The 12,541-nt window shown below is 65.2% G+C and carries 12 protein-coding genes; 3 read left to right on the top strand and 9 right to left on the bottom strand.

All coding sequences use genetic code 11. The features are described from left to right. The coding region (locus MUO23_00465; GenBank protein MCJ7511423.1) for an FAD-dependent oxidoreductase at nt 1-1,578 on the top strand (1,578 nt) is incomplete at its 5' end. Nucleotides 1,579-1,607: 29 nt separating this feature from the next. On the opposite strand, the gene MUO23_00460 is transcribed toward MUO23_00465, so the two are convergent. Continuing rightward, a complete protein-coding gene (locus tag MUO23_00460) occupies nt 1,608-2,462 on the bottom strand; it encodes a winged helix DNA-binding domain-containing protein (protein MCJ7511422.1) in 855 nt (284 codons plus the stop codon). A 136-nt stretch (nt 2,463-2,598) separates the two neighbouring features. On the opposite strand from MUO23_00460, the gene MUO23_00455 reads away from it, so the two are divergent. Together MUO23_00455 and pckA are read left to right on the top strand one after the other, a co-directional pair. Next, nucleotides 2,599-3,816 (top strand): pyridoxal phosphate-dependent aminotransferase, encoded by a 1,218-nt coding sequence (locus MUO23_00455; protein MCJ7511421.1) that lies wholly within the window; start codon nt 2,599-2,601, stop codon nt 3,814-3,816. Then, on the top strand, nt 3,813-5,456 hold the full coding sequence (gene pckA / locus MUO23_00450) for a phosphoenolpyruvate carboxykinase (ATP) (protein MCJ7511420.1): 1,644 nt from the start codon (nt 3,813-3,815) through the stop codon (nt 5,454-5,456). The genes MUO23_00455 and pckA overlap by 4 nt, the downstream gene beginning before the upstream one ends. A 258-nt stretch (nt 5,457-5,714) precedes the next feature. Here pckA and MUO23_00445 read toward each other — a convergent pair whose 3' ends face one another. From MUO23_00445 to MUO23_00410, 8 genes are all read right to left on the bottom strand, one after another. Further along, nucleotides 5,715-6,143: a DUF1761 domain-containing protein gene (locus tag MUO23_00445; GenBank protein ID MCJ7511419.1), complete on the bottom strand. Its 429-nt coding sequence runs from the start codon at nt 6,141-6,143 to the stop codon at nt 5,715-5,717. A gap of 662 nt (nt 6,144-6,805) precedes the next feature. After that, on the bottom strand, nt 6,806-7,708 hold the full coding sequence (locus tag MUO23_00440; GenBank protein MCJ7511418.1) for an NAD(P)-dependent oxidoreductase: 903 nt from the start codon (nt 7,706-7,708) through the stop codon (nt 6,806-6,808). 117 nt (nt 7,709-7,825) lie between these two features. Next, nucleotides 7,826-8,311: a Crp/Fnr family transcriptional regulator gene (locus tag MUO23_00435; protein MCJ7511417.1), complete on the bottom strand. Its 486-nt coding sequence runs from the start codon at nt 8,309-8,311 to the stop codon at nt 7,826-7,828. Continuing rightward, entirely contained in the window at nt 8,312-8,785 is a 474-nt protein-coding gene (locus MUO23_00430) for a hydrogenase maturation protease (GenBank protein MCJ7511416.1), read from the bottom strand. An 18-nt stretch (nt 8,786-8,803) separates the two neighbouring features. Then, nucleotides 8,804-10,273: a Ni/Fe hydrogenase subunit alpha gene (locus MUO23_00425; protein ID MCJ7511415.1), complete on the bottom strand. Its 1,470-nt coding sequence runs from the start codon at nt 10,271-10,273 to the stop codon at nt 8,804-8,806. Between the two features lie 16 nt (nt 10,274-10,289). Next, complete coding sequence (locus tag MUO23_00420) at nt 10,290-11,315, bottom strand: F420-nonreducing hydrogenase (GenBank protein ID MCJ7511414.1); 1,026 nt, start codon at nt 11,313-11,315, stop codon at nt 10,290-10,292. Beyond that, nucleotides 11,312-11,806 (bottom strand): hydrogenase iron-sulfur subunit, encoded by a 495-nt coding sequence (locus MUO23_00415; GenBank protein MCJ7511413.1) that lies wholly within the window; start codon nt 11,804-11,806, stop codon nt 11,312-11,314. Before MUO23_00415 ends, MUO23_00420 begins: the two co-directional genes overlap by 4 nt. Before the next feature lie 15 nt (nt 11,807-11,821). Then, the coding region (locus MUO23_00410) for a 4Fe-4S binding protein (protein ID MCJ7511412.1) at nt 11,822-12,541 on the bottom strand (720 nt) is incomplete at its 5' end.

The following is a 12,541-nucleotide window of genomic DNA, read 5'->3' as shown; positions in this document are numbered from 1 at the left end:
TTCCCGCGAATGTCGCCGGATGAGCGCCAGGACGTTCTGCGCCGGTTCCATCCGGACTACATCGAGCAGGCGATGCGGGAGATTCGGATCGGCCGGAGCAAGGGCGCCCGAACGCCGCTGGAAATGGCGGATGTCCTGGAGGCCCCGCCGCAGATCGACCCAGCGGCCTTCCACCTCGGCGCGCCTGACCTGGTTTGCGATGTCCTGGTGATCGGCGGAGGCGGGGCAGGCGCCAGTGCAGCGCTGCTGGCATCTGAAAATGGAAGCCAGGTCGTGCTGGCCACCAAGCTGAGATTCGGCGACGCCAATACGATGATGGCCCAGGGCGGGATCCAGGCCGCCGACAAGCCGGACGACTCGCCGGCCATTCACTACCTGGACGTCGTCGGCGGCGGGCACTACACCAATGTGCCGGACCTGGTGGAAGCCATGGTGACCGATGCCCCGTCGGTGATCCGCTGGCTGGAAGAACTGGGTGTGATGTTCGACAAACTCCCCGACGGGACGATGAACACCGTGCACGGCGGAGGGACCTCCCGCAAGCGGATGCACTCGGCCCGCGACTACTCCGGGGCGGAGATCATGCGCGTCCTGCGGGATGAAGTGCGCAGTCGGGCCGATCGAATCCAGGCCCTCGAGTTCAACCCTGCGGTAGAGCTGCTCACCGATGCCGCCGGGCGGGTGACCGGCGCCGTGCTCCTTGATCTCGAGACGCGCGAGTACCGAGTGATCGGGGCGAAGGCGGTCGTGCTCGCCACCGGCGGAGGCGGGAGGCTGCACTATCAGGGGTTCCCGACGACCAACCACTACGGCGCCACCGGCGACGGGGTTGTGCTGGCCTACCGCGCCGGCGCCCATCTGGCCTTCATGCACACAATGCAGTACCACCCAACCGGCGCCGCCTTCCCGGAGCAGATCCTCGGCCAGCTAGTCACCGAAAAAGTGCGCGGCCTGGGGGCCCAGGTGTGCAACGTACACGGCGAGCAGTTCGTATACCCGCTGGAAACGCGAGACGTGGAGGCGGCTGCCTTCATCCGCGAATGTTCTGAGCGGGGGAACGGCGTCGCGGCCCACACCGGCCAGCTGGGAGTGTGGTTGGATTCGCCGATGATTGACCTGACCCATGGCCCCGGTACGATTGAGCGTGGGCTGCCGGCGATGGTGCGCCAGTTCAAGAACTTCGGGATCGACATGACCCGCCAACCCATCCTGGTGTATCCGACGCTGCATTTCCAGAACGGCGGTGTGGCCCACGATGCGCATGGCGCCACCGGTGTCCCCGGGCTGTTCTCGGCGGGCGAGGTTTGCGGCGGCGTACACGGCGAGAACCGACTGATGGGCAACTCCCTGCTGGAGATCACGGTTTACGGCCGCCGCACCGGCAGGGCCGCGGCGGCCTACAGCCACAGCGTGGAGCTTGGCGAGCGAACGCTGCAGCACCTGCAGGCATGGGAACAGGAGCGAAGCCAGTCCGGGCTCAGCGGCGGGAGGCCCTCCCCGATCCTGCTGCCCGACTACACCCGCCACGCACGACCGGTGCGGGAGGCTCCCCTGATCCCGGTCTCGGCCGGGCAGTAGGGGCCTGGGCGGAGCGGCCGCGGCGCTGGTCAGGTCGCCCGAAGCAGGCGCCGGCTGGCCCAGCGCCCATCGTCCAGTGGCAGCCCGGCCCGGGCCTGTCGCAGATCGTCCAGCGCCTGCTGCACGGCGGCCGGCGTCCAGCGGAACAGCCGCTGGAACGCGAGCGGGGTTGCGATGCCGACCGAGTCGAGCAGCCGCCGCGCCAGATGGGCCCGGGCCTGCTCGAGGGACAGCGGGCGAGCCTGGTCGAGGAGCCCCGGATACCAGCGGTCGACCATCTCGTAGATGAAGGCGTAGTTCCAGCTGCCGGCCTGCGCCACGCCGATGGGCAAGATCCACAGCCCGCGTTGCAGCTCGACCAGCGCCTTCTCGAAGCGCGATTTCGAGCTGGCCGCATCCAGGTGCGAGGCGGCGCGCAGCTGAAGGGTGTGCTGCGCCCCGTGACGTAGCAGCCCATCGGCGACAAGCCTGGCCTCGCGCGAGATGCGGCCGGATTCGTAGGCCAGGACATAATCATCCAGGTCGCCCAGCCGGTCGGACAGGGCGTAGAAGTGGGGCAGGGTGGGCAGGCTGACGAGGGTAGCCTTGCCGCGCAGGAGCTTGGCGTAGTGCCACTTGCGGGCGCCCAGCAGCGAGTCCTTCCAGCCCCAGGTGACGTGGCCAGGGTCATCGTGAAACTCGGCCACCGGCCGGTCGCCGGCGACGGCGGTCCACAAGCTTGGCAGATCGACGCCCTGGATCGGCCAGAAGTGTACGAAGCCGCGCTCACGCACAAACTGCACAGCCTCTTGGGGGGTGCGCAGGCGCTGGCCACGACCCGTGCGGAAGGTGCGTCGTCGGTAGGCGCCTAGGGTACGCTCAGAGATCGCCAGCGGCCGGGGCATTGCGGGCCGAGTGTACCATTTGGCGGCGGGGTAAGGCCGCAGGGATGGAGGGCGTGTCCCTGACCGGCTGGATATAATCACATGCAGGCCCCAGAGCCAGCAAGCGACAGGACGAGGCAACCGTCAGGAGCTGTGGATGACCCTAAGCCGACGCGCGCGTGAGATCGTCGATTCCCCGACTCTGAGGTTGAACGAGGAAGCGCGCCTGTTGCGCGAGCGGGGACAACCCGTAATCCACCTTGGGATCGGCGAGCCCAAGAACCGCACGCCGATCTCGGCCATCCTGAGTTCGGCCAGCCACCTGAGCAAGGGCGAGGTCAAGTACACGCCGACCGATGGCTTGCCCTCATTGAAAAAGGCCATCATCCGCTATACCGAGGACAACTACGGTCGTCTGGTCGCACCCGAAAACGTGATCGTCTCGACGGGGGCCAAGCAGGCGTTGTTCAACTTGCTGTATACCCTACTCAACCCCCAGGACGAGGTGATTCTCCTGGCCCCCTATTGGGTGAGCTACCCCGAGATGGTCAAGATGGTGTACGCCATTCCGGTGATAGTGGTGCCCGAGGACGGCACCTTCCACCCCCGCATCCAGGATGTTGAGGCGGCGATCACCTCCTACACTCGGGCGATCATCGTCAACAGTCCCAACAATCCCTCGGGCATGGTCTTCCACGAGGAGTTCCTGGCGGCCATCGTCAAGATCTGTGAGCAGCGCGGGATATACCTGATCATGGATGACATCTACCACCGGCTGGTGTTCGACGGCCGCACCGCGCCGCCCGCTTACCGCTACACGAAGCAGGATGTCGAGAACTCCCGCATCCTGGTCGTCAACGGAATCTCGAAGCTGTATGGAATGACCGGCTTCCGCATCGGATGGACGGTTGGCCCGCGCAAACTGGTGGAGATCATGACCAACGTGCAGGCCCAAACGACGTCTTGCCCTTCGCCGCTACTGCAGGCAGCGGCCGAAGGCGCCCTTAACGGCGTGCAGAACGTGGTGGAGAGCCTGCGCCTGAACATGCAGAACAACCGCGATGTGGTGATGCAGGAAATGTCATCCTTTACCGGTGTGCGCACCATCCGGCCGGAGGGGACGTTCTACGCCCTGCCGGACTTTCGGGCCTACAACCACGACTCGGTGGCCCTGGCCGACTTCCTGCTGAAGAAGGCGCTGGTGGTGACGGTGCCCGGAAAGGAGTTTGGCATGGAGGGGTATCTGCGCCTGAGCTTCTCGGGCACCATCAAGGACCTCACGGAGGGGATTGCCAGGATGAAATGGGCCTTGGATCCTGCCTCGCCCAATGAGATCTACATCGGCGACCGCAAGCTGGTCAGGGACTGGCTATGAACAACTTGCTCTCCATCCGCACCCCGGCCCAGGCACAGGCAGGCGTCCTGAAGAGCGACTTTGGGCTCGAAAGCATGGGTCTGGCCAACCTGAACCAGGTGTACTGGAATCTGCCGACCGAGGCTCTGGTTGAAGAAGCGTTGTTCCGCCGCGAGGGGCAGCTGACTCAGTCCGGCCCGCTTGTCGTGGACACCGGCAAGCACACTGCCCGCGCCGCATCCGACAAGTACATTGTCTCCGAAGACAGCAGCCGGGAGCAGGTGTGGTGGGGACAGTACAACCGGCCCTTCAGCCCGGCGGCCTTCGACGAGCTGTACTTCCGGCTGCAAGGGTATCTGCAGGGGCGAGATGTGTTTGTCCAGGACTGCTTCGCCGGCGCCGATCCCGCCTATCGTTTGCCGCTGCGAGTGATCACCGAGCACGCCTGGCACAGCCTGTTCGCCCGCACGATGTTCCTCCTGCCCGAAACGGCTGATGAGTACAAGCAGCATGTTCCGGACTTCACGGTGATCGCAGTTCCGTCCTTCCGAGCCCTGCCGCAGATCGACAGCACGAGCAGCGACACCTTCATCGTCGTCAACTTCGAGCAGCGGCTGTGCCTGATCGGGAACACCGCCTACGGAGGGGAGATCAAGAAATCCATCTTCACCGTGATGAACTACCTGCTCCCGCTGCAGGGCGTGATGCCGATGCACTGTTCGGCGAATGTCGGTCCGGCCGGCGATGTGGCCCTGTTCTTCGGGCTTTCCGGCACCGGCAAGACGACGCTCTCGGCGGATCCGTCGCGCCAGCTGATCGGCGATGACGAGCACGGTTGGAGCGACGAGGGGGTGTTCAATTTCGAGGCCGGCTGCTATGCCAAGGTGATCCAGCTCTCGCCCAGCGCCGAGCCTCAGATCACCGCCTGCACCCGTCGCTTCGGAACGATCCTGGAGAACGTGGTTTATGACCCGGTGACGCGCAAGATCGACCTGGATGACGAGACGCTCACCGAGAACACCCGGGCTTCGTATCCGCTCAATTTCATCCCGAACGCCGTGCCGGAGAAGCGCGCTGGACATCCGAAGAGCATTGTCTTGCTCACCTGCGATGCCTCGGGGGTCATGCCGCCCGTGGCCCGCCTGACGCCGGATCAAGCCCTGTACCAGTTTATCTCCGGCTACACCGCCAAGATCGCCGGAACCGAAATCGGCCTGCGGGAAGAGCCGGAGATCACGTTCAGCGCCTGCTTTGGCGCGCCCTTCATGGTTCACCATCCGATGGCCTACGCCGACTTGCTCAGGCGCAAAATCCTACGCCACGATGTCACGTGCTGGCTGGTCAACACCGGCTGGGTGGGGGGTCCGTACGGAATCGGCAAACGCATCAGCATCGGCTACACCCGGGCGCTGCTCAATGCCGCCTTGAGTGGAAAGCTGTCGGAGGTGGAGTACTGGCGCGACCCGGTGTTCGGCTTCGATGTACCGCGCAGCTGTGATGGCGTGCCGGCCAGCGTGCTGGATCCTGGCGCCTCCTGGTCGAGCCAGGAGGCGTACCTGCAGAAGTACCGCGAGTTGGGCGCGCGCTTCATCGACAACTTCCACAAGTTCGCCGATGGCTGCCCGCCAGAGGTGGTCGAGGCCGGGCCGAGACTGCCCTAGAGCTCACGAGACATCACGAGTCGGTTGATGTCTGGTCCCGGGGAATCAAGGCCCGGGCGTTTTCCATCGCGGACAATCACGCGGGGATGCCGCGCCGGCCTGGCCAGCGTAGCCGTGGGCAGGCCCAATGGAGTGTCCTTCCCCGTGCGCAGTTGGGTTGGGGCTTGCCAGCACCTGTCGCTTCCACCCTTGGTGTCGGCCGAAGCGAAGGGTGCTCGAACCGGGTGGATGCCTGCCCGCCGGATTGGAGGGCACGCTCTAGCGCCAGGCGCCCAGAATGGCCCCGAACAGGACGAAGTTGACCAGGTGGTTGCCGGCTTCGATCGCCCAGACCTTGAGCCCGTGCCCGGCGAACAGCTTGTTGACAAGGTATGTGGGGGCGATGAAGCCCAGCCAGATCAAGAAGCCAATTGTCGCCCCGGTGGTCAGGCTTGGCCCACCCATCAGGCTCCCCAGAGCGTTCACCGCCAACGCCATGAACACAGCCTGGACCAGCGAGGCCAACACCGTCAGGGCCCAGGTGATGCCCATCGCGCCGGCCATGCCTGGGACATCGCCTTCCTTCTTGCCGATGCCTTTCCACCAGACAGGGAAGAACGTCCGCGGGTTGTACCAGAGCGTGCCGCTGATCATACTGACGACGACACAGGCGACCACAGCCAGCCAATTGACCGATCCGAAGTCCATTCTTGCCTCCTTGGGCGGTGAAGGTACAGAGCAGCTCCAACGGGTAATAGGATAACCCATGTCTCAATTCGCGCATCCGGGGTAAAGAGGGGGAGAGACTGAGACACACTGGTGGGACGGTGGAGGGCGGAGGGAGGCGCACCCCACTGCCGCCCCTGCGATGGAGCACACACAATCTAGGCGGCACCGATCTCCCCTGCCGTCATCCGCTCAGACCGAGGGTCGGGACACGAGCCAACACGTGTTCGACAAACGTGCGGGCAATACTCTGCTCGGCCAGCGGGTCGAGGCAGGCGCCAACAGGGCCCCGCTGTCGCATTGGATGCGGACGAGTGCCTGGCCATCGATGACGAAGGAGATAGCGCCCTAGCGGCCGGGATCTCGGGGGGTGATCTTGGGCTTTCCGGCTTCGGGACCGAGATGAAATCCTGCGGGAGAGAGGCCCGGTTTAACCTCTCATGGCGCTACCGGGACTCTCGGACCGGCGGACTCGGCACGGGGGCCGGAGGCGATTATGTTCCGTCCATCGAGGCGAGGATCAGCACGGCTGCTGCCAGCCGGGCTCCGGCCAGTCTCACCTCAACGGCCTTCGAAGAGGCAAAGGCGTCCGTCCCCCGTTCAGTTCTCTCAGCAAAGAGTGGGCGATCTTGCCGCTCGCGGCGCTATCCGGCGGCCGGACTCATCCTGGCCGTGTCCTCGAGAAAACGCACCACCGCCGAGTAGTCGAGATCGCCATAGCCGGCGAGGTTGGCGGCCGTATACACCTGGTGGGCGATGGCGCTGGTGAACAGGGGCGTCCTCAGCTCATGCGCGGCTTCCATAATCAGGTCGAAGTCCTTGTGCATGTACTTCAGGGCGAAGGCGGGCTCGAACTGCCGCTCGATCATCATCCGCCCCTTGTTCTTGAGGTGCGGCGAACTGACGGCGGTTTGGCCAAGGATCTCGAGCATCTGGCTCGGGTCGAGGCCGGCCTGGCGACCCAAGGTTAGCGTCTCCGCCAGCGTCAGGACGGTCATGCCGATCATCAAGTTGACGATCACTTTCATGGCGCTGCCGGCACCGTTGGGTCCTACATGGTAGATCCGGTCGCCCATGGCGCGCAAGACCGGCTCGGCCACATCGAGGGCGGTGCGCTCTCCGCCGACCATGAAGGCCAACGTGCCTTCCTTCGCCGGACCGGTTGAGCCCGAAACGGTGGCGTCCAGGAAGGCGACTCCCTTTTCGGCCGAAGCCGCAGCCATTCTCTTGGAGGCGACGATCCCCACCGTGCTCGAGTCGATCAGCACCAGGCCAGGGTGCGCGCCCTCGAGCACGCCGCCCGGCCCCAGCACGACCTCCAGTTCTTCCGCCACCTGGCCGATCATGGTGATGACCACGTCCGACAGACTGGCGGTCTCTGCACAGCTGGTAGCGACCGGCACACCCCGAGCGGCGAACGGCTCTGTCCTTCCGGGCAGGCGATCATAGACCGTAAGAGGGAATCCGGCCTTCAAGATGTTGTGCGACATCGGCGTGCCCATCGCACCAATGCCGATGAATCCAACTCGGGTCTCTTGGTTTGACATTCTTCCTCCAGTCAAGGGCCGGCAAGCCCGGCGCCGCGAGCCCTGACAAACAACCACCGCCTGCCAGATTCTAGGCAGGCGGCGAAGGAGATGCAACGGCGACCCAGCCCGAAGGTCTCAGGGGTTGGCGGCCAACTGCACCTGGGTGCTTTGAAGCCGATCCAGCAGCAGACGGGCGATCTGGAGGATGACCAGGTAGCCGACGGCCGGGTCCGACTGGCACAGGTTCCGCAGGCGGACGGCGTCGATCACGATCAGGCTTCCCTCGCGGGTCGCAACCCCTCCCACGCTGAGTTGATACGGCTCCACCATCGACGACTCGGCCATCAGGTCGCCGGGGACGAGCGAGGCCACGACCGCTTCTTTCCCCCCGCTGAGCTCAGTTACGAGGTCGACCTCGCCGGAGACCAGGATCATCAGTTCCTTGGCTTCCTGCCCCTTCTCGTACAGGCGGGCCCCGGCCTTGTAAGCCGCGCTCTCCTCGAACAAATGCTCACCGGCCTTGAAGGGGCGTTGCTCGCTGAGCATCGCCACTTGTTTGAGGGCCTCCTCGGGCAGGCCGGCGAAGTACGGGTAGCGGCGCAGGGTTTCCGGCGAGATCATTCAGGCACTCTCCTTCTCCAATCCCAACAGCTGCAGGACCGCCTGCGTGGCCAGGGGGATCGCGCGTTCGACTTCCGGGGTCAGAGTTTCGCCGAATGATAGCACGTCCTGCGCCTCGACGGCGATGATTGTGATCTGGTCTGGAGGCGGCAAATGCGCCCCGGCCTGCCGGCCGAGGGCCAGCGCCGTCGGCAGGTTGACATCATGCGTCGAAGCGCTGCGCTGCGTTGGACGGTCCTCTACCCCGAGCCGGATCAGGCTCCCGGGGGGGGCGCCGCTCTGGATGGCGTCGATGATCACCGCCCGGTCGTAGCCCACCAATCGCTCCATCAGCCGCAGCCCGCCGTGGTAGTCCTCGGACACGTCCAGGTCCGCGGCTGCCCCAACCGCGGCCGCGACCTGCCGCACGACCCGCAGGCCGACGCTGTCGTCCCGCAGAATCGGGTTGCCGAGGCCGAGGACGAGGGTGCGCATCCGGCCGACCAGGGCCTCTCAGCCGTCCAGGTTCTGGGTCAACTGGCGGATGACTTCGCCGTCCGGTGCCAGAAGCCGAACTACCAGCGGCATCTGCCCTGGGAGGCTGTGCGTGGCGCAGCCGAAGCATGGATCGTAGGCCCGGAACGCCATCTCGACCATGTTCAGCAATCCCTCGTTCACCACTCCCTTCTTGATCAACCCCTGGGCGGCCTTTTTGACCGACATCGAGATCGGGGCGTAGTTGTTGGTTGTACCCACCACCAGGTTGACCTCGGTCAGAATCCCACGGCTGTCCGTTTTGTAGTGGTGGGTCAGCGTGCCGCGCGGGGCCTCGACGATGCCCACGCCCTCGTCCGGCGTGGCGGTCGGCAGGGTGCGGAAGTTCGGGCTGGTGATCTCGGGGTCGGTCGCCAGCTCAACCCAGCGTTCGGTGGCGTACAGCAGCTCGACCAGGCGGGCCCAGTGGGTGGCCAGCGTGTGGTGTACGGGCTTGCCGCCCAGCGTCTTGAAGAACTCCTCGTAGGCCGCCTGGGCCTTGGGCGTAGCCATCCCGTCGCTGGCGTTAAGCCGTGAGAGCGGGGTGGCCTTGTAGACCCCGGAGTCCTTGCCATCGACGAGCCCCTTCCAGCCCACCTTCTTGAGATACGGGAATTTCAGGTAGGTCCAGGGCTCGACGTGTTCGGCGATGACGTCGAGGTATTCGTTGGGGGAGTACTTCAGCAGCTCGACCCCGTCAGGATCGACGATCCGGACCTTGCCGTCGTAGAAGTTGACCTTGTTGTTGGCGTCGACCATGCCCATCGAGTAGGTCTTGTGAGTGTAGATGTCGCCCACGATCAGGTCGACATAGGCCTTGTTGCCCAGGACGATGTCCTTGAAGGCTTGGATGGAGAACAGGGCGAAATCGATGGCCTCACGCCCGCGCAGCTCGATCTCGCGGCGCTGCTCCTCATTGATGCCGCGGCTGACCCCGCCGGGCACGCCCCAGTTGGGCTGGACGCGCCGGCCGGCCATAAGCTGGATCAGGTTGTGGCCATCGCGGCGCATCTTGAGCACCTTGCCGGCCACTTCCATTCCGACCTTTGCCACCACCCCAAGGATGTTGCGCTCCGCCGCCGGAGCGTCTGGCCCGACGATGAAATCCGGCCCACCCAGGGCATAGAAGTGGGTGGTGTGGTCGGTGGCGAAGAAGATGCTGTACATCAACTCGCGCAGCTTCTTGCCGGCCGGCGGCGGCTCGACATGGAACACGGCGTCGAGCGCCTTGCTGGCCGCCATGTGATGCGCCTCGGGGCACACGCCGCAGATGCGGTCGGTCAGGTTGGGCATATCCTCGGCCTGGCGGCCGACGCAGAACACCTCGAAGCCGCGCAGCTCGGGAATCTGGAAGTAGGCGTTGGCGACATCTCCCTTTTCGTCCAGGAAGATGTCGATCTTGCCGTGGCCTTCCAGCCGAGTAACCGGGTCGATTGAGATTCGCTTCATCCATCCACCTCCAGCATCAGGCAGTTCGCCCAGCGGGCACGGCGGCGTGTTGGGCGGCGCCGTTCCCGTTGCCGAGCTTGGTGCGCCGCAGCAGGCTGTGGGCCAGGCTGAAGCGGTAGAACGTTCCCAGGGGATCCGGGATCCCCTGTTCGATGATGTGGTCGATCTCGGCGGGATTGTCCGAGTCGATGACCGATGCCAGGGCGGAGATCATGCGGGCGCCGAAGTCTTGCACGCCTTCATTCGGCCCATGGCAGCCAATGCACGGGGAGTTGACCACCGGGCACAGAGCCCCGCAGCCGCCGCGGGTGGCAATCCCGCAGCACACCAGGCCTTGCTCGAGCAGGCATTCGGTCTCGTTGGGGAGGATCTCCCACACCCGCTTGAACACCTTGATCTTCTTCTCCGTCCGCGTGCGCTTGCACTCGTCGCAGACCGTGGTTTGGGCGCCGAGTACCGTGCCAGTCGGAGGCAGGGGGGCGCCGGCCAACCCGGCCGCCACGGCCTGCACCGCCGTCCAGATGTTCTCGGCCTCGGGCGGACACCCCGGCAGGTAGTAATCCACTGGGACCGTCTGGTCCAGCGTCTTGAGGGTGTCGTAGAAGACCGGGATGTGCAGCGTGCCCTCGGGGACCTCGAAATCCGGCACAGGGACGAGCCCCTGCGGGTTGTCGACCGAAGGGCTGTCCTTGTACACGTACTGGAAGATCTCGTCGCGGCTGTTGGCGTTGGCCAGGCCGGGGATGCAGCCCTCGTGGGCGCACGAGCCGAAGGCCACCAGCACCTTCGCCTTCGCCCGCAGTAGGCGGGCCATGTACTCCTGCTCGCTATTGCGGATGCCGCCGTTAAACAGGCAGACGTCGATGCTGCCGTCGGCCAGCCTCTCGATGTCGCGCACCTTGGCGTCGATGGCCACCGGCCACAGCACGATGTCGAACAGGTTGGCGACCTCAAGGATCTTGTCGTCGATGGCCAGGACCGCGATGTCGCACCCGCCGCACGAAGCCGCCCAGTACAGCGCCAGTTTCGGCTTGCCCGTCATGCCGGCACCTCCATGGCTTCGGCGTGTTCTTGCGCCATCTTCTCCAGCGCTTCCAGCCGATGGCCGTTCTCATTCCAGTTGGAAGACCAGTTCAACGGCCCGAGCGCCCGGACCTTCTCGATCATGTCGTTGATGGCCACTGCCAGTTGAGCTCCCTCCGCCGCCGAGGCCCATTGGAGCCGGACCCGGTTCTCTTCCATCCCCATGCTGCGCAGGGTATGACGCAGCAGGTGATAGCGGCGCATGGCTTTGTAGTTCTGCTCCAGGTAGTGGCATTCACCGGGATGGCAGCCGGCGATCATCACCCCGTCGGCGCCGAGCGCGAAGGCCTTGAGCACGAAGGTCGGGTCCACCCGGCCGCTGCACATCACACGAATCATGCGCACGTTGGGCTCGTACTTGATGCGGGAGGTGCCAGCTAGGTCGGCCGCCCGGTAGGAGCACCAGTTGCACAGGAAGGCGACGATCTTGGGCTCGAAGGTATCACTCATCTCTCAGTCCCTCCCTTAGGCCAGCACGACGGCGGGCTCGACCTTCGGCCCGGCGCCGTTCCCGCCGTTGGCGTCGTACAGCAAACCCTCGATTTCGGCGAAGATCTGCTCGTTGCTGAAATGGGCGCCGCTGATGGCTTGGGCGGGGCAGGCAGCGACACAGGTGCCGCACCCCTTGCACAGTGCGGCGTTGACGTAGCTGACGCCCTTGTCGTCCAGGAATGTGATGGCGTTATACGGGCAAAGGTTGTTGCAGATGCGGCAGCCGGAGCAGTTCTCTTCGTGGATCGTCGCCACCACCGGCTCGATCAGCACCGTGCCCTTGGTGATCATGCCCAGGATGCGGGCGGAGGCCGCCGAGCCTTGGGCGACGGCGTCCGGGATGTCTTTGGGGCCCTGGCAGACGCCGGCGATGAACACGCCATCGGTCATGGTGGCCACCGGATCGAGCTTGGGGTGGCGCTCGGTGAACCAGCCGTTCATGCTGCACGAGATGCCGAACTTGATGGCAGTCTCACGGGCGTCGTGCCGCGGCTCGAGGGCGCCCATCAGCACCACCATGTCGACCGGTGTGCGGCGCTGGCGGCCGGCGAGCGTGTCCTCGGATTGCACGATGAGCATGCCCTGCTCGCCCGGCAGCCGGGCAGCATCCGTGACCTCGGCCACGCGGCCGCGCACGAACTGCATTCCTTCGGCCAACAGCCGGTCGTAGAACTCCTCGTAGTTCTTGTGCGG

Source organism: Anaerolineales bacterium (assembly GCA_022866145.1).
Taxonomy (GTDB): Bacteria; Chloroflexota; Anaerolineae; order Anaerolineales; family E44-bin32; genus PFL42.
The sequence above is the reverse complement of the archived record's forward strand: the minus strand, read 5'-3'. Positions and strand labels throughout refer to the sequence as shown.

Bases quoted from the DNA above. Each gene is read 5' to 3' on its own strand.
- MUO23_00420 (MCJ7511414.1), bottom strand. From the start codon at position 11,315: ATGACGGGCAAGCCGAAACTGGCGCTGTACTGGGCGGCTTCGTGCGGC.
- MUO23_00415 (MCJ7511413.1), bottom strand. From the start codon at position 11,806: ATGAGTGATACCTTCGAGCCCAAGATCGTCGCCTTCCTGTGCAACTGG.
- MUO23_00460 (MCJ7511422.1), bottom strand. From the start codon at position 2,462: ATGCCCCGGCCGCTGGCGATCTCTGAGCGTACCCTAGGCGCCTACCGA.
- MUO23_00430 (MCJ7511416.1), bottom strand. From the start codon at position 8,785: ATGCGCACCCTCGTCCTCGGCCTCGGCAACCCGATTCTGCGGGACGAC.
- MUO23_00425 (MCJ7511415.1), bottom strand. From the start codon at position 10,273: ATGAAGCGAATCTCAATCGACCCGGTTACTCGGCTGGAAGGCCACGGC.
- MUO23_00455 (MCJ7511421.1), top strand. From the start codon at position 2,599: ATGACCCTAAGCCGACGCGCGCGTGAGATCGTCGATTCCCCGACTCTG.
- MUO23_00445 (MCJ7511419.1), bottom strand. From the start codon at position 6,143: ATGGACTTCGGATCGGTCAATTGGCTGGCTGTGGTCGCCTGTGTCGTC.
- MUO23_00440 (MCJ7511418.1), bottom strand. From the start codon at position 7,708: ATGTCAAACCAAGAGACCCGAGTTGGATTCATCGGCATTGGTGCGATG.
- MUO23_00435 (MCJ7511417.1), bottom strand. From the start codon at position 8,311: ATGATCTCGCCGGAAACCCTGCGCCGCTACCCGTACTTCGCCGGCCTG.
- pckA (MCJ7511420.1), top strand. From the start codon at position 3,813: ATGAACAACTTGCTCTCCATCCGCACCCCGGCCCAGGCACAGGCAGGC.